Raw genomic sequence first — 22,824 nt, 5'->3', positions numbered from 1 at the left:
CTCTCCTGGATCGGGGTGGTGCTGACCAGCCTGCCGTCTTCCGGGAGTCGAGGGACTCGCGGATCGACGGCGCGGCCGTCACGTCGTCGCGAGGGCGATCCCGAGCAGGAGGAGCGAACCACCTGAGGCGAGCACGCGCGCCGTGTTGGCGCGGACCCAGGCGCGCTCGAAGCCGCGCCGGGCGTCGGAGAGCGGACCGCCGGCGGCGCGGTCCAGTCGCAGGTTGAGCGGGATGCTGCGCCCGAAGGTGACGACGTACTGGAGGAGGGCGAGGGCGAGGGCCCCCGCGACCGCGCTGGTCGTCGCGGCACCGGCGCTGCCGACGAGCGCGGCGACCAGCGCGGCGGCGGAGGAGAGACCGCTGCCGACGAACGACACGGCGAACAGCGGGTTCTGCACGGCGGTGTTGATCGCGGTCATCGCGCTGACGAAAGCGTCGTCGTCGGTCAGGCTCAGGCCCGGCATCACCGCGCAGGCGAAGGCGTAGAAGAAGCCCGCCGCCAGGCCGTTGGTGACGAGCGCGGCGAGCAGGAGCGGCACGAGGAGAGCATCGGGCACGGCTGCCTCTCGGAGGGATTGGGCGGGTGAGCGGTGCGCGGCGGACGGCGGAATCGGCCCGCGCGACCGAGATCCCGGGTGATCGGGACGCCGCACCCAGCGGCCGCCCGGTCGGCGGCACCGCCTCCATGCTCGCCGAGCGTACCGCCGAGCGGGTGTCCGGCGATCCACCAGCGTCGGAACGGCGCGGGTGCATCGTCGACGCAGCGCTGCGGCGGCGGGACGGACGGGCGGCCGGGGAGTGCGGGCACTCGGGTGCCGACCGGCCTTCCGGTGCGGTCGTCCAGGTGATCGTTCCGTGGCCGTCGACGGGGGGCGAAGAGGAGGCTTGCCGGCAGGTGTCCCGGCGAAGGTGGGTCTCGATACGCCCTTCGGGCTACTCGACCAGCATGCAAGGACTGCCGGACGCGGCTGCTCGGCCAGCGTGCAAGGGCCGCCGGAGGCTGCTGCTCGAGGGGCAGGCGACATCATGCTGATCGAGTAGCCCGCGGAGCGGGCGTATCGAGATCCACCGGCGTCAGAGGAGGAGTCTGCAGACCGACCGAGCTGGTGACGGTGGGTCTCGATACGCCCCTCCGGGGCTACTCGACCAGCATGCAGTGCCCCGCGGGCTACTCAGCCTGCATGCAGTGCCCCGCGGGCTGCTCGACCGGCATCGCCGGCGCCGCCGTCACTCCGTCTCGGTGCGGGTCTCCGTCTCGTCGGAGGAGGTGATCTCGGTGTCGGTCTCGTCGGCGCGGTCGCGGAGCGCGTCGGCCATGGCGCCCGCGCCCTCGTCGCCGTGGTCGTGGTCGACCTGCTCGATCAGGCCGCCCAGCTTGTCGTCGTTGCTCGCGTCCTCGGCGCCGTCCATGACGGGGCCGTTCTGGGTGTCGCTCATGGCTGCCTCTCCGCGCGGACGGAGGTCGACCGCGCGCTTCCGACGCTACGGACCGCGCCACCGGAGCGCCCGCCCTTGACGTCGCGACCGCCCCGTGGGAAACGCGAACGGCCCGGCCCCTCCGAGGAGGGAACCGGGCCGGTCAGGCGGAGCGGGTCAGTTCTTGATCACCAGGGTGATCGAGGCGCTGGAGCCCACGTTGCCCGCGGCGTCGGTGGCCCGGGCGACCACGGCGTAGGTCGCGTTCGGCCAGTTCTTGCTGTTCGCGGTGAGCGACCAGCTGCCGTCGGCCTGCTTGACGCCGTCGCCGAGCTTGGTCGAGCCGGACCAGAAGGCGAGGCTCGTGACCGCGACGTTGTCGCTCGCGTTGGCGACGAGGGTCACGGTGCCGGTCACGGTCGTCTGGCTGGCGGGCGAGACGATCTTCGCCTGCGGCTTCACCGTGTCGGCGCCGGAGGTCGGCGTCGGGGTCGGCGTGGCGGTCGCGGTGGGCGTGGCGGTCGGCTTCGGCGTGGCGGTCGCGGTGGGCGTCGCGGTCGGGGTCGGCGTCGCGGTCGGAGTGGCCGTCGGCTTCGGCGTCGCGGTCGCCGTGGGCGTCGCGGTCGGAGTCGGCGTGGCGGTGGCCGTCGGCGTCGCGGTCGGCGTCGGGGTGACGACCGTGCCCACGGGGATCGTGCTCACGCCGTAGCCGTAGTAGCGGCCGGAGACGGGACGCGTCGGGTCGCCGGCGAAGGTGCGACCGCGATCGACGGTCGCCGACTTGGCCTGGGCGATCACCTGGGCGATGACCTGCGCGGGGCTCTTGCCCACGCAGGATCCGCCGGCCGCGAGGCAGTCGAGGACGACACCGGAGGCGGCGGCCGTCGACATGCTGGTGCCGGTCTGGATGTACGCGTAGGTGTTGCCCTTCTTCGTCGTGTAGGGGCAGGTGCCGGGCGCGGCGATGGTGTGACCGGCGTCCACGGGCGAGGCGAAGTTGCTGTTCAGCGTGTAGTTGTCGTCCTTGGTGGTCACGTTCGTGCACGGGACGGCGGCGAGCGAGCCCGGCTTGCCGTCGTAGTTCGCGAAGTTCGTGACGGCGAGGACCTCGTCGTAGGCGGCGGGGATGTACTTCGACAGGTCGGCGGCGGAGTTGCCGGCGGCCGAGACCACGGTCACGCCCTTCGCGACGAGGTCGCAGACCGCCTGGTGGATGGTGTCGCCGTCGGTGCGGCCGCAGTTGCCGTCGTCGGCGCCGTTCGTGGCGAGCGACATGTTGACGACCTTGATGTTGTACGTCGCGGCGTTCTGCGACACCCAGTCGAGCGCACACATCAGGGTCGAGATGTTGCCCTTGTTGTTCGCGTCGAGCGCGCGGACCGAGTAGATCGGCGCACCGGGGGCGATGCCGACGGTGCCGGAGCCGTTGTCGAGCGCGGTCATGTAGCCGGAGACGCCGGTGCCGTGGCCGTTGGCGTCCTCGGCGGTGCCGGAGCCGAAGCAGTTGACCTGCTTGGCCAGGTTGTAGTCGGGGTGCGCGCTCACGCCGGAGTCGATGACCGCGACGGCGGGCCCGGTCCAGTTGGTGACGCCGTCGCCGGCGCTGACCGGGGCCTTGTCGGCCTCCGCGGTCAGGACGTGCGAGGGCATGGTCTGCGCCTGGCCCTCGACCACCTGGTCGGCGGGCGAGAGGCCGAGGACGCGGCTGTCGGCGGCGAGGATCGCGTGCTGACGCGCGGTCAGGGTCGCGGTGAAGCCGGAGACGCCTCCGCCGTAGGACGCGTCGAGCGAGAGGCCGAGGGCGCTCGCGAGCGTCGTCGAGACGGCCTTCGAGTCGACGGTGACGACGTAGCGGCCGGCACCGGTCTGCGTGGCATCGGCGGCCTGCGCCGGGAGCGCGGAGGCGCCGACGAGACCGGCGGTGACGACGGCAGCGGCGGCGGTGGCCGCGAGGAAGCGGCGCAGGCGGCCGGCGGGGCGGCGCGACGGGGTGGAGCGAGGGATCACGAAGGTCCTGTGTTTCTGTGCGGCGGGCGGGGCGGGGGAACCGGAGGGCTCGCCGGGCAGCGGTGACCGACGACCGTCGGACGCTGGGAACGGCCGACGGAGGAGTGCAAGGGGGATCAGGAGCCAAAGCTAGCGGTCCCAGGTTCGGGATGCACTACTCTTCGTGATTTCTCAGTGCGCTGTTTCTGCGGACGGGGCTGTGGAGGAGGGTGGATCTCGATACGCCCGCTGCGCGGGCTGCTCGATCAGCAGGAACGGAGCTCAGCGGGGGCGCGGGGCCCGCAGCACGCGGCGGTAGACGTCGATGGTCGCGCGGGCGATCGCGTCCCACTCCAGCGCGGAGAGGTCGGCCGAGGCGTCGTCCGCCACCGTGCGCTCGTCGAGCCAGGCCAGCGCGCCGTCGAGGGCCGCGGAGTCGAAGGCGCCGTCGTAGAGCCGCACCCAGTCGGGGCCGACCAGCGCGGCCAGCTCGTGCATCGCACCGAGGTCGGGCACCAGCACCGGCCGGTCGGCCGAGACCGCGAGGATCGCCGAGCCGGAGTTCTGGATCGCCGAGTAGGGCAGCACGACCAGGTCGCTCGCGCGCAGCCAGAGCGCCATCCGCTCGTCGCTGAGGAAGGACAGCTCGAGCCGGATGCGCGCATCGCCCGCCGCCGCCTCCTCGATCACGCCGCGCAGCGGTCCGCGGGCAGGGTTGCCGGCGACCGCGAGCAGCGTGCCGTCGTCCTCGCGGTCGCGGAAGCGCTCGATCAGCGTCGGCACGTTCTTGTACGGCCGGATCTGGCCGACCGACACGACGAGCCGCGCGTCCGGGTCCACACCGAGCTCCGCGCGCGCCTCGGCGCGACTCGCGGAGAAGTCGTAGTCCTGCCGGTAGTGCCCGTGCGGGGTGACGAAGGCGGGCACCGCCGCGAGCTCGGGGTAGGAGCGGCGCATCGCGGTCACGCCCTCCTCCGAGAGGCAGACGATCGCGTCGAGGTTCTCGGTCAGCAGCCGCCGGTACCAGTTGCGCAGGAACGGGGTGCCGCGCTCCTCGTGCGAGGTGACGTTGTGCGCGGTCCAGATCAGCCGGGTGCCGCGCAGCCGCGCGACGCGGAGGAAGGCGAAGAAGAAGACCAGCCGCGCGACGATCCGGTAGCGGCGGACGCCGCTGAGGAAGGTCAGGTCCGGCCAGTGCAGGTGCACCACGTCGACCTTCGCGACGAGCAGGCGCAGCCAGGAGAGGTCGCGCACGAGCACGCCCTCCGCGGTCATCGCCGTGTAGAGCCGCGCGTTGTAGGGGTTCGCGTAGCGGGTGCGGAAGGCCGGCTCGGCTTCGACCCGCAGCCGGCGGCTCCGGGCGTCCTCGCCGGAGAGCAGTCCGCGCAGGCGCGTGCGCAGGCGGCCGCGCAGGGTGCGGGTCCCGCCGGCGATCATCGGACGACCTCCGCCGCGCCGGTGCCGGGCACCCGGCCGAACAGCGTGCGCTCGGCCTCCGGGTAGCCCACACGCCAGTCGGCCCGGCGCTGCCAGACCTCGGTCCAGGCGCGGCGCTTGCGGCGGGTCGCGGTCTCGAGCACGGTGCGCACGAGCGCGCCGGCCTGGAGCAGCGCGATGCCGATCCGCGCGGGCAGCGGCTTCCACGAGAGACGGATCATCGTGGCCTTGCCGGCCATCACCATGCACATCTTGCGGCCGGAGTTCCCGGCGGTCGCCGCGTCGCGGGTGGAGGCGCCGACGTCGTGCACGATCACGGCGGTCGGCACGATGACCGGGCGCAGACCCGCGCGGCGGGCGCGGATCGAGAACTCGGCGTCCTCGCCGTAGAGGAAGAAGCGCTCGTCGAGCCGGCCGACCCGCTCGTACTCCTCGCGTGGCATCAGCAGTAGGCATCCGGTGATGATCGGCACCTCGCGGACGCTGTCGCGCTGCCAGCCGCCGAGCGACTCCGGGTCGAGCAGCGGGTTGCCGCGGAAGGCGGTGGAGAGCATGGTCGCGTAGGTCAGCAGCGACCACAGGCTCGGGGCGCCCCAGCAGGACGAGGGGTCGACCGAGCCGTCCGGGCGCAGGGTGCGCCCGCCGTAGACGCCGTAGCGCGGGTTCGCGACGGCGAACTCCAGCAGCGCGCGGAAGGAGCCCTCGAGCACCAGGGTGTCGGGGTTCAGCAGCAGCACGAAGCGCTCGGTCGCCGCCGCGACGCCGCGGTTCACGCCGCGGGCGAAGCCGAGGTTGTCGCCCGCCTCGATCACGGTCGCCTCGGGGTGCGCGGCGCGGATCGCCTCGGCGCTGCCGTCCTCGGAGCCGTTGTCGACCACGATCACGTGCGGCGGGGTCGGCGCGTCCCCGAGCGGGATCGACGCTAGGCAGGCCAGCGTCTTCTCCCGGGTGTTGTAGCTGACGACGACGATCGCCAGGCTGGTGTCCACCGACTCAGGCACGATCGGCCTCCGGTCGCTGGCCGATGACCTTGGCGGGCACGCCGCCCGCGATGCAGTTCGCGGGCAGGTCCTTGGTGACCACGGCCCCCGCTCCGACGATCGCGCCGTCGCCGATGGTGACGCCGGCGACGACGACCACGTTCGCGCCGAGCCAGACGTCCCGGCCGATCACGATGTCCTTCTCGATCTTCGGCTGGTCCATCACGGGCGTGCCTTGGACGATGCCGTAGTTCGAGGCGGTGATCGTGACGTTCGGCGCCAGCAGGCACTTCGCGCCGAGGGTGACCCGGCCGGTGCTGTTGCCGGCCCAGAGCAGCGAGTTCTCGCCGATGTGGGTGCCGGCGCCGAGGGTGATCCGCTCGGCGTTCCGGAACGACACGTTCGGCGCGAACGAGACGTCGGCGCCGCGGGTGAGGCGCGGCACCTGGTCGGCGTGGCTGTACGCGTGGAAGTGCAGCAGGCGCACGGCCTGCAGGTAGGTGCGCACCTTCGTGAGGGTGCGCAGCGGTCCGCCGCCCTGGCTCATCGGCCGGCTCCGTTCGATTCGAGGTCGTCCGGCGATCCGGCGGGGGTCTGCTCGGCCAGCGGGTCGATCACCGGTGCGCCGATCTCGGTCAGCGAGGCCGCGATGGAGCCGATGAAGAGGTCGGCGTCGAGGTCCGAGCGCACCGAGATCGCGATGTCGAGCCGCTTGGTGAAGGAGCTCGCGAAGACCGCGGCCTCGTCGTCCGGCTCGGTCACCGGCCAGAGGGTCATCGAGGCCAGCTCGGCGCCGCCGAACCAGCGCGGGCGCAGGAAGACGGGGAGGTAGGACGCGTAGCCCTGCCAGTCCTTCCGGCCGCGGGTGATGCCGCTCTCGCCGGTCTCGACGGCGAGCTGCACCTGCTCGCGCACGCTCGCCACCGTCTCCGCGAGGCCGAGCGACACCGGCACGGCGACGCGCACCATCAACACGTGGTTGCGCTTGACCTCGTTCCTGTCCCGGCGCGGCGACACGGGCACGAGCGTCGCGATCTCCGCGCGCTCGGGGTGCAGCGCGGCGAAGGCGTGCAGGGCCAGCGCGACGGTCAGGTCCGCGACCGAGCCGCCGGCCGCGCGGGCCGCCGCCTTCGCGGTCTTGAGGTCCGCGGTGAGGATCGCGGCGTCGCGCGGCTTGATGCTGCGCTCGAGCAGTCCCGAGCGGCGGATCCACCAGTCGCGGGCGGCGCGGATGTTGCGGCCGCCGACCCGGGTGATCCGCTTCTTCAGCGGCTTGCGCTTCCACTCGGTCCACTCGTCCGCGAGCGACGCGTGGGTCGACGCGATCTGCCGGCGGGCGGCGAGCGTGAGCGCGATCGGGCCGCGGGGCGGCCGCGGGTCGTCCGGGAAGCGCATCGGCGCGCGGCTGAACGGCGCGAACTCGATCGGCTCGCCCGAGGTGAACGCCTGGATCAGCACCAGCCCGAACATCCCGTCGCCGAGCGCGTGGTGGATGCGCACCGCGAAGCCCAGCTGCCCGGTCGAGAGCTCGATGACGAGGATGTCCCAGAGCGGGCCCTTCGGGTCCATCGGCCCGTTGAAGGCGCCGGTGAGCAGCTCGACGTGTCGCGGGTCCCACTCGACGACGCCCGGGTGGAAGCGCACGTGGTCGCGGACGTCGATCTCGTCGACCGACACCCAGGACGGCGTGAACAGCCCGAGCGGGGCGCGGGCGAGCCGCTGCCGCACCGAGGGGGAGGAGCGGATGAACGCCTCCCAGGCGGAGTAGACGAGGTCGCGGTCGAGCGAGCCGTCCGCGCGGCGGAACGGGGCGCCGTCGACGATCATCGAGCCGGTCGGCCGGGCGACCTCGTAGACGACGGCGTTCGAGACGAACTTCTCGTCGAGGGTGCGCAGAGGCTCGGCGTGCGGTCGCCCGGTGCGGCGAGGGGGTCGGGTCATGGCGGTGCTCCCTGGTCGGAGGCGGCGGAGGGGAGCGGTCAGCTCGGGGTGCCGGCGGGCCGCTGGTCGGCGGCCGGCAGGCGGATCGGCGTCGGCGGGTACTCGTCGACGAAGGTCGAGCCGGAGAGGCGGAGGTGGCGCGAGCGCAGGTAGCCGCGCAGGATCCCCTCGACCATCGCGAGCTCGTCCTTCGCACCGCGGCCGCGCCGCTTGGCCGAGCGCACCAGGCGCCGGCCGCTGCGGACGGCGAGGGTCGCGGTCAGCCGCGCGCCGACCTTGGGCGACAGCCGCCACCACTTGCCGACGAGCGCGCCGAGCCCGAGTCCGTAGCCGCGCATCAGGCGGCGGTAGGCGACGGGGTTGCGGGTGTTGACGTGCAGCACGACGCTGTCGGGCACGAAGACGGCGGTGCCGCCCGCGGCGAGGGCGCGGCAGAAGATGTCGAGGTCCTCGGCGCCGGCGAGGTAGCGGCCGGCCCCCAGGGTGTCGTCGAAGCCGCCGAGGGTCTGCAGCACGTCGCGGCGGAAGGCCATCACGGCGCCGTGACCCGCGTCGAGGCCGCGGACGGCGGAGCGGTAGACGATGCGGTCGGTCGGCGGCACGTCGGTGTCGACCAGGGTGTGGTCGAGCATCCGCCCGGTCGCCACGGTGACCCGCTCCTCCTCGAAGGCGCGCAGCAGCGCCTCGATCCAGCCGGGCGTCGGCGAGCAGTCGTCGTCCGTGTAGACCACGATCGGCCGGTCGCTCGAGTCGAGCCCGAGGTTCCGCGCGATCGAGAGGCCCTTGGTGTCGGTGCGGACGTAGCGCACGCCCGCGGCGAGGGCGACCTCGCGGGTGCGGGAGTCGGTCGACGCGGAGTCGACGACGATCACCTCGACCTCGGGGTCGGTGCCGGCGGCGATCGCCGCGAGCGCCTCCCGGAGCATGTCGGGGCGCTCGCGGGTGCACAGGATGATCGAGACGTCACCCGGGGTGAGGACGGAGGGGTTCACGGCGTGTCTGTCCTCGGCTGGTCGGAGCGGTCGTCGGAGTCGGCGGCTGAGCCCGTGCCGGCTGAGCCCGTGCCCGCTGAGCCCGTGCCGGCCAGGTCCTCGCGGACGAGCACCATCGCGGCGCGGTAGGCGGCGACGAGGTCGATGCTCGCGCGCTCCCAGGTCAGGTTCGCCCGGTTGTCGAGCGCGGCCCGGCGCATCCGAGCGAGCAGGGCGCGGTCGGAGGAGACCAGGTCGATCTGCGCGGTCAGCGTCTCGACGTCGCGCGGCTCGTGCACGAGCCCCTGCACGCCGTCCTCGAGGTTGGCGCCGGCGGCGGAGGAGACCAGCGGCACGCAGCCGGCGGCCTGCGCCTCCGAGGTCACCAGGGCGCTGCCCTCCTCGATGGTCGGCAGGATCAGCACGTCGGCGCTCGCGAAGACCCCGGCGACGTCGCCCGTGAAGCCGCGCAGCTCGACGCTCGGCTGCTCGAGCAGTCCGGCGAGGCGCTCCTGGTAGCCCGGAGTGAAGTCGCCGTAGACCAGGAAGCGCCCGGTGCTGCTCGCCTTCGACTGCTGCCAGGCCTGCAGCGCGTAGAGCAGGCCCTTGCGCGGCTCGATCCGGCCGACGAAGACCGCGGTGAAGACGTGGTCCGGCTCGTCGCGCGGGTCGGGATCGAAGCTGCGGGTCGTGTCGACCAGGGCGCCGTAGCGGTGGCGGAGGAGCTTGCGCGGCGAGAAGCCCTTCTCGAGGAAGGTCTGCTCCACCGAGGCGGAGGGCACGAGGATCGCGGTCGCGGACGCCCACTCGCGCTCCTCGCGGCGCAGGCGCACCGCGTTGTAGGTGTGCGGCGAGCCGACCGGGGGCGTGATGCCCAGGCGCTCGTACTCCTCGGCGACGACCTCGAAGGCGTGCGCGGTGTGCGTGTTCGGGGCCTCGCGGACCGCGGGCACGCCCTGGCGGGCGGCCTCGTCGAAGGTGCGGGCCGAGCCCCACGGCCAGCCGTGCACGACGTCGTAGTCGCCCTCGGCGAGGATCCGCGCGGTGACGCGGTCGTGGTGCGCGATCGAGCGGCTGCGGCCGAAGAGGCGGTGCGGGAGGCGGACGCCGCCGACCGTGAGGGTCGTCACGGCGCGGGCGACCGGGCCGAGCGGCTCGGTGATCGAGGCGGCGACGACGGTGACGCGGTGCCCCGCGGCGACGAGCGAGCGGACCTGCTGCAGCGCGGTCCAGCCGATGCCCGGCGAGCCGATGCCGTGCGGGAACGAGTACAGGATCGACAGCGGAGCTCCGGCGGGCGCGCCGGAGGCGACGCTCGTCAGCGGACGGGCGTCGCGGTCGGTGCGGTCGTGCTCGGGGTCGTCTCGGTGGTCGGGTGGGCCTGCGGCAGTGGTGGAGCACTGGTGCTCATCATCCATGCGTCTCCTGTCGTGAGGGCGGCGCGCTCAGGAATGAACGATAGCCACCATCCTCGACCACCTGAGAGGAACGCAAGTCCACTCCCGGCTCGGCGAGTCGTCGGTCCCGCAGACTTAACACAGCCGCAATACTTCCGGCATCCGCATGCCGTGGGTTATGGTCACAATGAGTGTGTCGGGGCACCGCACTCGCGGGGTCCCGGTTCTGTGCTCGTTCCGGCCCCATCGAGGCATGCCCGAAGGCCGGTGCGAAAGCAGCACCGCACCGCTCCGAAACCGCCCTTCGCACCAGGCTCCGTCGACACCTCGACAGCCGCAAAACCCGTTCCGCCATCACCGCCGTGATGGACGGAGGCGTTGCTCCAACGATTGCAGCAGCAATGCGACCTCCGAGCACGCGGCGCGTCGCCCCGAGGTCCCACACCTCGCCGTCTGGAAGTCGAGACCGAGATGTCCGTCCCCCTTTACCTTCGAGTGCTCTGGAGCTACAAATGGCTCCTCGCGGTCGGCCTCGTGGTCGCCGTCCTGGCCGCCATGGTCGCCGGCTACACCGTGAAGGACGGTGAGATCGTCTCGCGCGCCGAGTCGGCCTACCGCTCCGACACCACGATCCTTCTCGGCGGTGGCTCGCGGAACCCCCTCCAGGCCGTCGAGCCCGGTCAGGCCCTCACCGAGGGCACGTCCGAGGCACAGCAGAACGACCTGACGAACACCGCGGTCATCTACGCGTACCTCGTCAGCGGCTCCGAGATCCGCACCCAGGTCGAGGCCGCCATCGGCGGATTCTCGCCGACCGAGGCCCTCAGCGCCGTGCGCCGCACGACCCAGCCGGCCGGCACCGAGCAGAACCCGGGCCGCTTCAGCCTCCCGATCCTCTCGATCGTCGGCGAGTCGACCGATCCGGCCCGCGCGGTCCTGATCTCGCAGACCGCGACCCAGATCTTCCAGACCTACATCACCTCGCAGCAGGAGGCCCAGGGCGTCGCCCCCGAGCTCCGCGTCACCCTCCAGGTCACCGACCAGGGTGCGGCCGTCGAGCAGGAGGGGTCGAACCCGATCATCCCGATCGCGATCACCGGTCTCGGCGTCTTCCTCGCGTTCATCGCGCTCGCCTTCATCCTCTACAACATCCGCATCTCGCGGGAGCGGGTCACCGCCAACCGCGGCAATCAGCGCCGCGGCGAGTCCTTCCGGCGCGGCCCGGCCCTGACCGGCACCGCGTCCGAGAACGGCCAGCGCCCCGCCGCCCTCGGCACCGCCCCCGAGAACACCGCCGGGCCGGGTGAGCTGGCCTCCTCCGGGAAGCGCAGCGCCACCTGAGGCGGTCGCAGCAGATGAGCACGCCGACGCTGAAGGGGACCCCGCTCGGGGTCCCCGGGAACGACGACCCCTACGCGGGTGAGATCCTCGTCCGCCGGACCTTCACGGTCCGCGCCGTCCTGTCGACCGTCCTGCTGGCGGCCGTGGCCGTCGCAGCGGTCTACTACCTCAATCCGCTGTACGCGGGGGCGATCCTCTTCGGGATCTCGTTCCTGTACCTGACGCGCAAGCTGGTCTTCAACTGGACCGGCGCGTTCATCGTCCTGCTCGGCGTGATCATGTTCATCCCGGTGCGCTACTACGCGCTGCCGATCCCGCTGGGCTTCGCTCTGGAGCCGTACCGGCTGGTCATCGTGCTGATGGTCGTCGCGGCGATCGTCGCGCTGATGATCGACCCGACCTTCGTCTGGCGCCCGGCCGCGTTCGGCTGGCCGCTGGGCATCTGGGTGGCCTCGAGCCTGCTCTCGATCGCCGCGAACGTGCAGTTCATCTCCGAGGGCGCCCTCGGCTCCGGTGTCGCCGGCGCGATCGTCAACGACCTGCTGATGCTCTCGGTCTACTTTGTCGCCCGGCTCGTGATGCGCAACGAGAAGCTCGTCGAGGCCTTCCTGACCTTCCTGGTCTGGTCGGCCGTCGTCGTCGCCTTCTTCGCGGTGATCGAGCGTGCGACGCAGCAGAACGTCTTCACGATGCTCGACAAGTTCCTGCCGCTCGAGCGCCTCGGCGCCGAGCAGGAGGCCTACCGGGCCGGCGGCTACCGCTCGTTCGGCTCGTCGCAGCACCCGATCGCGCTGGCCGTCATGTTCACCATGATGATCCCGATCGCGATCTACCTCTCGAAGTACGCCCGCTGGCCCTTCAACGAGATCAACCGCCGGATCATCTACTACGGCACGATCCTCGCCCTGCTGCTCGGCGTGGTCACCGCGGTCTCGCGCACGGCGATCGTCACGCTCGGCGTGATGTTCCTGCTGACGGTCATCCTGCGCCCGAAGATCGGCGGCTACCTGCTCCTGGGCATGGTCCCGGTGCTCGGCCTCGGCTTCGTGCTGATCCCGAAGATCCTCACGGACATGATCGGGTCGTTCCTCGACCCGGACGCGCTCATCGCCTCGCAGTACACCTCCGCGGGCATGGCGGGCGCGGGCCGCCTGGCCGACCTCGAGCCGGCCATGGCGATCGTGCGCGAGCACCCCTTCTTCGGAACGGGAGTCGGCAGCCGCATCGTGGTGGGCGAGGACAAGAACGCGTTCATCCTCGACAACCAGTGGCTGGGCACGCTGCTCGACGGCGGCGCCGTGGGCGTCATCGGCCTGGCCGTGCTGTTCCTCGTCCCGATCGTGATGCTGCTGCGCTACTCGTTCAAGAGCACCACGACGCCGCAGTACGCGAGCCTCGCGTTCGCGATCGCGGTCCTGCTGCTCGGCTACACGATCGCCGCGTACTTCTACGACGCCTTCGGTTTCTTCCAGTCCTTCATGCTCTTCTGGATCCTCCTGGCCGTCGGGGCCTGGGTGCTCACGGAGGCACCACGGAAGTCGACCCGCCGGCGCCTGTCGCCGGAGGAGGCGGGGCACGTCTCCGCCTTCACCCGCGGGGGCCCCCACATCCCGGTCGGGCAGCCCGCCCTCGGCTCGCACGTCGGCGCTCACGTCGTCCGCAAGCCGACGCAGATCGAGTCGTGAGCGCACGCGTCAGCGTCGTCATCCCCGCGCACGACGAGGGGGCGGTGATCGCCCGGCTCCTCGGCGCCCTGGTGGCCGGGGACCCGGAGGGCCGGCTCGAGATCGTCGTCGGCGCGAACGGCTGCACCGACGACACCGCCGCGGTGGCGCGGGCCGTCGATCCGCGGATCCTGGTGGCGGAGACGCCCCGGGCCTCGAAGATCGCCGGCCTCAACGCGGCCGACGAGCTCGCCACGGTCCTCCCGAGGATCTACGTGGACGCGGACGTCTCGGTCTCGGCCGAGACGCTCCTGGCGCTCGGCGACGAGCTGGCCCGCCCCGGCGGACCGCTCGCCGCGGCGCCGGAGTTCCGCGTCGACACCCGCGGGGCCTCCTGGCCGGTCCGGGCGCACTACTTGATCTGGGAGCTCTCCGACTACCGGGCCCCGGGCCTGGTCGGCTCCGGGATCTACGGCCTGTCGGCCGAGGGACGGAGCCGGTTCGGCGCCTTCCCCGAGATCATCGCGGACGACCGCTTCGTCCAGCAGCTCTTCACCCCCGAGGAGCGGCTGACGCTCCCCGGCCGGTCCTTCTCCGTGAAGGCGCCGCGCCGGATGCGCAACCAGATCAAGCGCACCGTCCGCATCGCGATCGGCAACGCCCAGCTGGCGGCCTCCGGGCTCGTGCCCGAGCAGACCGGCGCCGGCGGCGGCGGCCCGGTCGCGCTGCTGAAGCGCGTCCTGCGCCGGCCCGCCCTGTGGCCGGCCTTCCCGATCTACTGCTACGGCTATCTGCGACCCCGCCTCGAGGCGCGGTCGATCATCGCTCGAGGAGGCGTACCCGAATGGAACCGCGACGAGACGACGCGCGCGTGACGGGGTCGACCCCCGCGGGCGGCTCCTCCACCCGCCACGGCACCACGGCGAGCGACGCCCAGATTGAGGCGGCGATCGACGACACCGCGCACACCACCGAGACGCTGGCGACCGACGCGATCGCGCAGTCGCCGACCGTGGGGGACGGGCCGAACCTGCCGCCGACGCGTCCCGGGTCCGATCTCGGGCACAAAGCCAGTCGCGGTGTCATCCAGACCCTGGGTGGGCTGTGGGGCAAGACCGGCATCCAGCTCATCTCCACGGTGGTGCTCGCACGACTGCTGTCGCCCAGCGACTTCGGTCTGCTCGCGGCCGTCACGGCCATCGTCGGCGTGGCCGACCTGGTCCGCGACTTCGGCCTCACCGGCGCGATCATCCAGTCGAAGAAGCTGAGCGAGACCGTCTGGCGGTCGGTGCTCTGGCTGTCGGTCGCCCTCGGCGTCGTCGGCACGATCGTCATCGCCGCCTCGGCCTGGCTCATCGCCGGGATCTACCAGAACGACGCACTGATCGTCCTCACGATCGCCGTCGCCCCCACGCTCCTCGTCAACAGCCTCTGCATGCCGCTCCAGGCGCGCGTGCAGAAGGAGATGAAGTTCGGCCTGATGGCTCAGATCGACGTGGTCTCGATGCTCGTCGGCGTCGTCGGCTCGATCATCGCCGGCCTGCTCGGCTGGGGCGTCTGGTCGCTCGTCGTGCTTCAGGGTGGCGCGCTGATCTACCGACTGATCGCCCTCTGGGTCGCGGCGCGGCCGAAGTTCGGCCGCCCGCGGATCTCGCGCGAGGTCGTCCCGCTCGTCACGACCGGCGGCAGCATCTTCGGCGTCCAGCTGCTCAACTACCTCGCCCGCAACGTCGACAACGTGCTCGTCGGCTCGCAGCTCGGCGCGAACGCGCTCGGTCAGTACTCGAAGGCGTACTCGCTCTTCCTGCTGCCGCTCCAGCAGCTCAACGGCCCGCTCGGCCGCGTCGCGCTGCCGGTGCTCTCCTCGCTCCAGGACGACGGCGAGCGCTACCGCCGCTACGTCCGTGGGGCGCTGCTCGTGATCGGCTACCTCACGCTGCCGACCTTCGGTGTCCTCGCCGCCCTCTCCGGACCTCTGGTGGAGCTCCTGCTGGGCTCGCAGTGGACGTCGTCCGCGGTCATCCTGTCGCTGCTGTCCATCGCGGGCATCGCTCAGGGCATCGGCAACGTGCAGGGCTGGATCTACATCTCGCTCGGCCGCGTGCACCGCCAGCTGATCTACTACGTCGTCACCCGCCCGCTCGTCATCGGCTCGTTCTTCGTGGGCCTGTGGTGGAACGGCGTCGAGGGCCTCGCGCTGCTCTACGGCCTCACCACCCTGGCGCTGCTGGTGCCCGGCTTCTGGCTGGCGATCCGCGGCACCTTCGTGCGCGGCTCCGACGTGATCGTGCCCGTCCTGCGCCCCGCGCTCGTCGTGCCGTTCATGTTCGGGGCGGCCTGGGCCGTCGGCGCGTACACCGACCTGCCCGCGATCGTCCACCTGCTCGTCGGCGGACTCGCGTCGCTGGTGCCGCTGGCGCTCGCGATGGCGATCCCGGCCTACCGCCGCGACATGAACCAGATCCTCGCGTTCGTGAAGCAGGTCCGGAAGCCCAAGCCCAAGGGCCCGGCGACCCCCGCCGCGCCCGCGTCGCAGACCACCCCGGCCGAGGGAGGCACCGCATGACCCGCACCACCCGCTCCCGTCGCGCCGGCGTCCTCGCCGTCGTGGCCGTCGCCGCCGCGCTGCTGGCCGGCTGCACCTCCGCCCCGGCTCCCGCCGAGACGACCGAGCCCGCCGCCTCGGGCGAGCTGCCCTTCGCGGCCGGCTCGATCGCCGCGATGGGCGACTCGATCTCGGTCGGCGTGGCCGCCTGCGGGCAGAACAAGCCCTGCCCCAGCGCGTCGTGGACCACCGGCGAGGACGAGACGGTCGACTCGGTCGCCCGCCGCGCCGGCGAGTCGGTCGGCGCCGTGCCCGAGATCGAGAACGTCGCCTCCAAGGGCGCGACCTCGGCCGAGCTGCCGCGCCAGGCCGAGAAGGCGGTCGCCGCCGCGCCCGACCTGGTCACGATCCTGATCGGCGCGAACGACGTCTGCCGCAAGAACAGCGCCGACATCACCACGCCGGACGCCTTCCGCGCCAACGTCACGACCGCGCTGACGACGCTCTCCACCGGCGCTCCCGAGGCGACGATCTTCGTCTCCTCCGTGCCGAACCTGCTCGACTTCTTCGAGACCGAGCGCGGCGACGCCGAGGCCGTCTCGCGCTGGGCCGGCAGCTCCAACTGCAACTCGCTGCTCTACCAGCCCACCTCGGACGACGCGGACGCGCAGGCCCGCCGCGACAACGTCTCGACGACGATCGACGCCTACAACGACGTCCTCGCCGACGTCTGCGGCGCTACCGCGAACTGCGTCTACGACCAGGGCGCCCTGCACGACTTCGACGTCACCTCGGACGACATCTCCGACGTCGACCACTTCCACCCGTCGCTGGCGGGTCAGGCGAAGCTCGCAGACATCGCCTGGACGGCGCTGCTCGCGAACGCCTCCTGAGGCGCTGAGAGCGCCGCCTGCGCCCGCTGAGGGGGCAGGACGAGGGCGGGAGAGCTGCGGCTCCTCCGCCCTTCTGCGTGCGCGGGCGGTTTCTGGTGTGCGCCGGTGGCGGTGGTGGTGACGGCGCGCTCGTCCGGCTCGCGATTCCTCCTCCGGCTCGCCGGAACCCGTGGATCCGGCGTGCCGGGCCGGTTCCCGCGTGCCGGAGGTCTCGACGGAGCCGGTTCGGCTCGCGATCCGGTGCCCGGCTCGCTGGACCGGGTGCTTCTGACGTGCCGGGGGTCTTCCCGCGTGCCGGAGGTGCCGGGGGTGAGGTCCGGCACGTGATTCCGGCTCGGGCTCGCGGGGTCCGGCGATTCCGGCGTGCCGGGCCGGCTTCCGCGGGCCGGAGGTCCCGGCGGCTCCGGTGCGGCTCGCGATCTCGCGCCCGGCTCGCGCGAGCCGGTGCTTCTGACGTGCCGGGGGTCGTCCCGCGTGCCGGAGGTCTCCGAGGCGGCGCTCGGCACGTGGAGACAGCTCCGGCTCGCGGAATCGTGGGAATTCGGCGAGCCGGAGGTGGTGCGGCGTGCCGGAGGTGCTCCGGCGCGCGGAGGGCGCAGCGGCCCCCGCGTCAGGCGGTCTCGAAGCGGGTGTCGCCGCGCTCGGGGCGCCAGGAGGGGACGCTCGCGGAGGCGCGGCGGCGCGAGCGCGCGCGGGACGGGCTGAAGCGGAACGGCGGCACGGTGGGGGCCAGCGCGGCGGTGCGGCTCGCGGCGCGCAGCAGCAGCTCCTCCGTCAGCTCCTCCGGCGCGGCCGCGATGGCCAGGCCGCGCTGGTCGAGCTCGCGGGCGATCTGGATCTGGTGGTCGTCGATGTGCTCGCCGCGGGCGACGAGACGCGGGACCAGGATCGGGACCTTGCCGTTCTCGATGGCCGTGATGGCGGCGCCGGTGCCCGCGTGGGCGATGACGACGTCCGCCTCCTTCACGGCCTCCTGCAGCTCGTGGTGCGGCACGCTCGCGCGGCCCTCGATGCCGTAGGGGGAGACGTCGGCGAGGCCGGTCTGCCAGAGCACCTCGGCGTCCTTCAGCAGCGGCACCGACGCGGCGATCAGCCGGTCGAAGGGGTAGAGGTCCTGGGTGCCCACGGAGATCACCGCGCGGCGGATCGCGGAGACCGGCTCGTCGGGACCGGTCGTGTACGCGTCGAAGATCGAGCCGCCGAAGAGCCAGCGCTCGTCCGCCCACACCGGGTACTGCGTGTAGGTGTTCACGCCCGGCAGACGGGCCATGATCTTGCCGGTGATCGAGGGGCCGTCGGCGCGCGCGGCGCTCTCGATGTAGTGGCACTCGATGCCGCGCAGCGAGGCCTCGGGCATGAACGACACGGCGGGGCTCGAGCCGGTGCTGAAGACGGCGGAGTAGTCGCCCTTGGCCAGGATCCGGTGCGCGATCAGCGCGTTCTCGGCGATCGGGCGGGCGTCGCGCGGAGCGGCGAAGCGGCTGTAGGTCACGCGGCGGCCCTCGAGGAGGGAGCGGCTGAGGCCGTTGTCGAAGGTCACCCAGTGCTGGTCGGCGGGGTCGATCCCGAAGCGGGAGGACAGGGTGAAGAGCTGTTTGAGATGCCCTCCACCGGAGCAGACGAACAGGAACTGTGACATGGCGACCCTTCTTGCGTCCGGGGGAGCTCTCGGGCTCTCCTCCGGCGGAAGCTGACTGAGGCGGTAGTGCAGGGCTGGGTGTTGTGGGGGGTGGGTGGTGCTGGTGGTGCTGGTGGTGCTGGGGCGGCGCGGAGCCGGGCGGGCGCCCCGCTCTGCACTGGAGCGGCCCGGTGGGAGGGAGATCCGGCGGCGTCGTGACCGCGCTCTCCCCGGAGTGCGTCAGGACGTGGGGGCGTCCCGGGCATCGGCGGGTCGACGACCAGGGGGACGCGCGCGGGGTGGGGCGGGGAGCCTGCGCTGCATCGTGGTCCTGGTCGGTCGGGTGGTTCTCGGGCGGGTGAGGATCGTGACGTCGGGTGCGACGCGGTGCCGGCGCGGCGTGATCCGCTCCTGCGCCTGGGCGAGTGCTCGCCGTCCGAGGACGAGGGCACAGCGGAACGGGCCGCGGTGCCACCCCCACGATAGTGAGGCGCCCGTTCCCTGGCTACTTCGGAGTCGGACCCCTGGGTGGATTGACCTAGCCCGCCTGCAGCGCCGACGCGGCGGGTCCGCCCGCGCGGGCGCGGCCGTCGTTCCGGTCGAGCAGGATGTCGAGCACCGTCTCGTGCCGGGCGGCCCAGGAGTTCGCGTGGATCCAGCCGAGGCGCTCGTCCTCGGTGGCCGGGCCGTCGGCGAGCGCGTCGTCGACGACCGCGGCGAACTCCGCCATGGTCGGCACGATGCGGATCCGGTCGCTGATGCCGTGGATCGGCGGCAGATCGACGGAGATCACCGGGCAGCCGCTCGCCACGTACTCGTAGAGCTTGAGCGGGCTCATCGCCTCGGTCAGCGGGGTGCGACGGTGCGCGAGGAGGCAGAGCTCGACGTTGCGCATCGTCGCCACCAGCTCGCGGCGGCCGACGGAGTGGTGCAGGTGCACGTTCGCGAACGGGGCGAGCGGGGCGAGGTAGCCGGGGTCGGGCTGCGGGCCCATCAGCACGATCTGCAGCTCGGGGTGCGCGGTGGCGACCGCGACGATCCCCTCGACGTCGAGCCGGTCGTCGAGCGTGCCGACGTGCAGGGCGCGCGGGCCGGGGATGCGGCTGAGCCACTCGGGGGCGTCGGGCACGGGGCCGGCCCACTCCTCCGGGCTGACGCCGTTGGGGACGACGGCGTGCGGGCCGGTCGGCGCGATGCGGTCGATGATCTCCTGCGAGACGGCGGTGACGGAGCGGCCGCTGGTCGCGACGCGGCGGTAGGCCTCCTGGAAGGCGGGCCAGTGGCCCTTCCAGCGGGTCGAGGTCGTCCAGTCGTCGCGGGCGAAGAACATCACGTGCTCGGCCCACTCGAACGGCGAGAAGCCGGCCACGACGGGACTGGTCGTGACGACGACGGGGCGCACGAGCTCCATCTCGTCGGCGAGCTTCGCGATCCCCTGGTCGTAGGCGCGGTACTCCTTCTCCAGGCCGGCGATGTCGGTCGGGTCGGAGCGGCGCAGGCGCAGCGGGGTGTGCAGGACGCGCTGCGGTGTCGACGGGAACTCGACCTCGCGGCCCAGGGCCCCGCGCACGAGCGTCGTCGGCAGGAAGCGGAAGGGGTTCGCCACGATCAGGCGCCCGACCTGCGGGCTCTCCATCAGCGAGTGCAGGATCCGGTCCGGCGGGCGCATCATCCCGCGGCGGGCCGCGTCCGTGTAGGTCTCGTAGGAGAAGGTGAAGACGACGTCGCGGACGACGCCGTCCGCGGTCGGCTCGGGCGCCGTCCGGTCGGGCGCCGTCCGGTCGGGAACGGTCTGGTCGGGCACGGTCTGGTCGGGCACGGCGCTCCTCACGCGAAGGTCCGGATGACGCGCGCGGGCACGCCGACGGCGACGGAGTAGTCCGGCACGTCCTCGCGGACGACGGCGTTCGCGCCGATCACCGCGCCGCGGCCGACCGTCACACCGGGCATGATGACGGCGTTCTCGCCGAGCCACGCTCCGCGGCCGATGCGGACCGGGGCGATCCGGTCGACGCCCTGGTCGCGGATGAAGCGCGTCGGGTCCTTGAAGCCGTGCGAGTGGTCCGAGATGTAGACGCCGCGGGCGATGCCGACGCCCTCCTCGATGACCACGCTCTGCACAGCGCTGATCGCGGTCATGTTCATCCGCACGCGGTCGCCGATGATCAGGGCGGGCGTGGGCGCGTCGTCGGTCGGGACCATCAGCATGCAGTTCGCGCTGATCAGCACGTTCTCGCCGATGGAGATCCGCTTGCCCTGCCCGGGTCCGATCCGGAAGGGCAGGCAGATGCGGGAACCCTTGCCGAAGCGGTGGAAACCGCCGGCGACCAGCTTGCTGAAGGCCAGATCGCGTGCTCGCTGCGCGAGGATCGCGAGATCCAGTCCGTTCAAGGCATCAACTCCAGGGGATAGCGGCGGGCCGGACGGCGGGGGTGGTCGTCCTGGGCCTGGGGGGGTGTGGTGATCGCGCCCGGGGTGAGGCGCGCGGGTCTGACCCACGATAGCGAGCGCCTCCTGTGCGCCACGAGTCCGTGCGGATCGGACCCCGGGTGTTTACGACTCGGAAACACGCTGTGCTCTCCGTGGCGCGCGCGGTGCGTGCTCAGAACGGGGGTGCTCACCTGCACGGTGGCCGAGCATCCCGGCGCTCGGGAGGCTCCCGGCGCCGGGAGCGCCCCGGGGAGCGTAAAATCGCAGGGTCCGCGGAGGCGGCCGCCCGCTCCCGGGCCGGCGCGTCCTCCGGATCGTGCGGGACACCGCACCGACGGACCCGGCGACGCCGCTCGGTCCCCGCCCTCGCGCGACCCCGACCCGCCCGCACCACCAGAGAGGCTCGACCGTGGCCGAAGCCGACACCGCCAGCCGACTGTGGACCCTCCACCTCGCGCGAGCCGCCGTCGCGGCCGTCGCCGGTGTGGTGATCACCTTCTCGCCCGACCACGGCCCCGCCTTCGGCTTCGCCGTCTTCGCCGGCTTCGCGCTCCTCAGCGGCGCCGTCGCCCTCGTGATCGGCCTGCGCGCCCTCGCCGGTCGCGGCCGCACGCTCGCCCTCGCCTCCGCCGGGGTCACCCTCGCCGCCGGCGTGCTCGCGCTGGTCGCGCTGCCGGTCGCGGCCCTCCTGCCCTTCATCGCGCTGATCGCCGGCTGGGCGCTCGTCTCCGGCTCCCTCGAGTTCTCCAGCGGCCGCCGCGGCACCGGCCTCGCCGCCCGCGACGCGGTGATCGTCGGCCTCGGCACGGCCCTGCTCGGAGCGGTCTTCGCCCTCCTCCCGCCGCACCCCGTCGTCTCGGTCGGACTCCTCGGCGCGTACGCCGTGATGCTCGCCGTGTTCCTCGCGATCGCCGCGTTCTCGCTCAAGTGGGCCGCCGGCGCCGATGCCGCCGCACCCTCCACCCCCACCACCGGAGGAGACCGATGACCGCCCCCGACCCCGCCTCCTCCGAGCCGTCGCCCTCCGACGACGACTTCGCGCCGCGCACCTTCCGCCCCACCCGCAAGGACCGCCTGCGTCCGCTCGAGCTCGTCGGCCTCTCCGCCGTGATGGCGGCCTTCGTCGGCGTCGTCGTGCTGATGTCGACCCGCGAGTTCGTCGTCGCCCTGATCGGCTTCGGCGTCGCCTTCATCGTCGTCCTCGTCGCCATCGCGATGTTCTCGCTGACCTTCAAGCCCGACGAGGCCGAGATCGCCGACCTCGACGAGCAGGACGGTGCTCATTAGGTCGGTGCGACTGCGTCGCTCCTCCCCGCGGTCGGCTTCCTGAGGCGGCCTGGTCCCGCAGAGCGTGTCGCGTCCGCTGCGCGTAATCGCTTGGCACGCGATTCCGCGGTGCGCTCGCACCTGCGGTGGAGCACTGCGGACGCGTCCGCGCCCATGCTGGTCGAGTAGCCCCGCAGGGGCGTATCGAGACCCGCCCTCGCCGGCAGTGCGGTTGCATGCCTCGGCCGCGAGGGGGAGGCAGGTGCATTGCACCGCCCCCGCCTCATGCTGGTCGAGTAGCCCCGGAAGGGCGTATCGAGACCCGCCGTCGCCGGCAGTGCGGTTGCATGCCTCGGTTGCGACGGGGAGGCAGGTGCATTGCACCGCCCTCGTTCATGCTGGTCGAGTAGCCCCGGAGGGGCGTATCGAGACCCGCCGTCGTCAGCGGCGCGGCAGCACGCTCGCCTCGTCACCAGGCCGGTCTACGAGGAGACGTCGTCGCGGGCGGTCTCGCCGAGCGCGTACGCCAGGCTGCGGGCGTAGATCTCCTCGAGGCGGGACGCGACGATGCGGTACTGGACCGAGCGGCCGCGGCGCTGCTCGCGCGGGAGGTTGCCGAGGACCACTCCGGCGTCCTCCAGCTCGATGAGGTGCCGGTAGAGGCTCGTCGTCGTGGCGCGGCCGGTCGGCAGCTCCGGGCCGATCGCCTCCACGAGCTCGCCGAAGAGCAGGCCCTGCTCGGGACGCTCCGCCCGGGACAGCGATCGCAGGATCCCCCTGTTGATCTCGCTGCCGACCACCCGGACGGCCAGGTCGGCCTCCTCCGGGGTCGCTCGGCTCCTCGTGGACGACGCTGACGAAGGCATGACGCCCATCCTCCCGCACGGGGCCCTCTCGGGATCCCACAGGCGCGTATTGCCACACCGTCTGGGTACCGG

General features: G+C 72.6%; 20 protein-coding genes. 7 read left to right on the top strand and 13 right to left on the bottom strand.

What is annotated here, in order from left to right; translation table 11 throughout:
* Positions 1 to 78: 78 nt before the first annotated feature.
* The 9 genes from MT351_RS20205 to MT351_RS01830 form a co-directional block, all read right to left on the bottom strand.
* Positions 79 to 558, bottom strand: a complete 480-nt coding sequence (locus MT351_RS20205; RefSeq protein ID WP_165908979.1) for an anthrone oxygenase family protein — start codon at positions 556 to 558, stop codon at positions 79 to 81.
* A gap of 670 nt (positions 559 to 1,228) precedes the next feature.
* Entirely contained in the window at positions 1,229 to 1,438 is a 210-nt protein-coding gene (locus MT351_RS01865) for a hypothetical protein (RefSeq protein WP_123734716.1), read from the bottom strand.
* A gap of 156 nt (positions 1,439 to 1,594) precedes the next feature.
* The gene (locus tag MT351_RS20200; RefSeq protein WP_165908978.1) at positions 1,595 to 3,424 is read right to left on the bottom strand and encodes an Ig-like domain-containing protein; all 1,830 of its coding nucleotides are present in this window, start codon (positions 3,422 to 3,424) and stop codon (positions 1,595 to 1,597) included.
* 261 nt (positions 3,425 to 3,685) lie between these two features.
* Positions 3,686 to 4,840 (bottom strand): glycosyltransferase family 4 protein, encoded by a 1,155-nt coding sequence (locus MT351_RS01855; protein ID WP_132435106.1) that lies wholly within the window; start codon positions 4,838 to 4,840, stop codon positions 3,686 to 3,688.
* Positions 4,837 to 5,829: a glycosyltransferase family 2 protein gene (locus MT351_RS01850; protein ID WP_243581099.1), complete on the bottom strand. Its 993-nt coding sequence runs from the start codon at positions 5,827 to 5,829 to the stop codon at positions 4,837 to 4,839. Before MT351_RS01850 ends, MT351_RS01855 begins: the two co-directional genes overlap by 4 nt.
* A gap of 4 nt (positions 5,830 to 5,833) precedes the next feature.
* A complete protein-coding gene (locus tag MT351_RS01845; RefSeq protein ID WP_132435102.1) occupies positions 5,834 to 6,367 on the bottom strand; it encodes a DapH/DapD/GlmU-related protein in 534 nt (177 codons plus the stop codon).
* Complete coding sequence (locus tag MT351_RS01840) at positions 6,364 to 7,761, bottom strand: wax ester/triacylglycerol synthase domain-containing protein (protein WP_132435100.1); 1,398 nt, start codon at positions 7,759 to 7,761, stop codon at positions 6,364 to 6,366. Before MT351_RS01840 ends, MT351_RS01845 begins: the two co-directional genes overlap by 4 nt.
* Positions 7,762 to 7,799: 38 nt before the next feature.
* A complete protein-coding gene (locus tag MT351_RS01835; protein WP_132435098.1) occupies positions 7,800 to 8,753 on the bottom strand; it encodes a glycosyltransferase family 2 protein in 954 nt (317 codons plus the stop codon).
* Positions 8,750 to 10,150, bottom strand: coding sequence for a glycosyltransferase family 4 protein (locus tag MT351_RS01830; protein ID WP_132435096.1), 1,401 nt, complete (start codon positions 10,148 to 10,150; stop codon positions 8,750 to 8,752). The genes MT351_RS01835 and MT351_RS01830 overlap by 4 nt, the downstream gene beginning before the upstream one ends.
* Positions 10,151 to 10,600: 450 nt before the next feature.
* Between MT351_RS01830 and MT351_RS01825 the strand changes: the two genes are divergently transcribed.
* Genes MT351_RS01825 through MT351_RS01805 form a run of 5 tightly spaced genes read left to right on the top strand, consistent with a single transcriptional unit; the run spans position 10,601 to position 16,572 of the window.
* Positions 10,601 to 11,470 carry a hypothetical protein gene (locus MT351_RS01825; RefSeq protein ID WP_132435094.1) on the top strand — a complete coding sequence of 290 codons (870 nt, stop codon included), beginning with the start codon at positions 10,601 to 10,603 and terminating at the stop codon, positions 11,468 to 11,470.
* A 14-nt stretch (positions 11,471 to 11,484) separates the two neighbouring features.
* Positions 11,485 to 13,155 (top strand): O-antigen ligase, encoded by a 1,671-nt coding sequence (locus MT351_RS01820; protein WP_123734723.1) that lies wholly within the window; start codon positions 11,485 to 11,487, stop codon positions 13,153 to 13,155.
* On the top strand, positions 13,152 to 14,009 hold the full coding sequence (locus tag MT351_RS01815; RefSeq protein ID WP_165908976.1) for a glycosyltransferase family 2 protein: 858 nt from the start codon (positions 13,152 to 13,154) through the stop codon (positions 14,007 to 14,009). The genes MT351_RS01820 and MT351_RS01815 overlap by 4 nt, the downstream gene beginning before the upstream one ends.
* Positions 14,006 to 15,700 (top strand): lipopolysaccharide biosynthesis protein, encoded by a 1,695-nt coding sequence (locus MT351_RS01810; RefSeq protein ID WP_243581098.1) that lies wholly within the window; start codon positions 14,006 to 14,008, stop codon positions 15,698 to 15,700. The genes MT351_RS01815 and MT351_RS01810 overlap by 4 nt, the downstream gene beginning before the upstream one ends.
* Positions 15,697 to 16,572: a GDSL-type esterase/lipase family protein gene (locus MT351_RS01805; RefSeq protein ID WP_132435086.1), complete on the top strand. Its 876-nt coding sequence runs from the start codon at positions 15,697 to 15,699 to the stop codon at positions 16,570 to 16,572. The genes MT351_RS01810 and MT351_RS01805 overlap by 4 nt, the downstream gene beginning before the upstream one ends.
* Before the next feature lie 610 nt (positions 16,573 to 17,182).
* Here MT351_RS01805 and MT351_RS01800 read toward each other — a convergent pair.
* The 3 genes from MT351_RS01800 to MT351_RS19840 form a co-directional block, all read right to left on the bottom strand.
* Complete coding sequence (locus MT351_RS01800) at positions 17,183 to 18,211, bottom strand: glycosyltransferase (protein WP_123731824.1); 1,029 nt, start codon at positions 18,209 to 18,211, stop codon at positions 17,183 to 17,185.
* A 517-nt stretch (positions 18,212 to 18,728) separates the two neighbouring features.
* Positions 18,729 to 20,009 (bottom strand): hypothetical protein, encoded by a 1,281-nt coding sequence (locus tag MT351_RS01795; RefSeq protein WP_123734728.1) that lies wholly within the window; start codon positions 20,007 to 20,009, stop codon positions 18,729 to 18,731.
* 8 nt (positions 20,010 to 20,017) lie between these two features.
* Positions 20,018 to 20,581 (bottom strand): DapH/DapD/GlmU-related protein, encoded by a 564-nt coding sequence (locus MT351_RS19840; RefSeq protein WP_123734729.1) that lies wholly within the window; start codon positions 20,579 to 20,581, stop codon positions 20,018 to 20,020.
* Between the two features lie 448 nt (positions 20,582 to 21,029).
* Between MT351_RS19840 and MT351_RS01785 the strand changes: the two genes are divergently transcribed.
* Both MT351_RS01785 and MT351_RS01780 read left to right on the top strand, forming a co-directional pair.
* The gene (locus MT351_RS01785) at positions 21,030 to 21,608 is read left to right on the top strand and encodes a hypothetical protein (RefSeq protein ID WP_132435084.1); all 579 of its coding nucleotides are present in this window, start codon (positions 21,030 to 21,032) and stop codon (positions 21,606 to 21,608) included.
* Complete coding sequence (locus tag MT351_RS01780; RefSeq protein ID WP_243581097.1) at positions 21,605 to 21,907, top strand: hypothetical protein; 303 nt, start codon at positions 21,605 to 21,607, stop codon at positions 21,905 to 21,907. The genes MT351_RS01785 and MT351_RS01780 overlap by 4 nt, the downstream gene beginning before the upstream one ends.
* A 461-nt stretch (positions 21,908 to 22,368) precedes the next feature.
* Here MT351_RS01780 and MT351_RS01775 read toward each other — a convergent pair whose 3' ends face one another.
* Entirely contained in the window at positions 22,369 to 22,752 is a 384-nt protein-coding gene (locus tag MT351_RS01775; protein WP_132435082.1) for a hypothetical protein, read from the bottom strand.
* Between the last annotated feature and the right edge of the window lie 72 nt (positions 22,753 to 22,824).

Origin of the sequence: Rathayibacter sp. VKM Ac-2926 (genome assembly GCF_022815565.1) — a bacterium.
Taxonomy (GTDB): domain Bacteria; phylum Actinomycetota; class Actinomycetes; order Actinomycetales; family Microbacteriaceae; genus Rathayibacter; species Rathayibacter festucae.
Note: the sequence above shows the minus strand (reverse complement) of the source record. Positions and strands in the feature narration are given on the sequence as shown.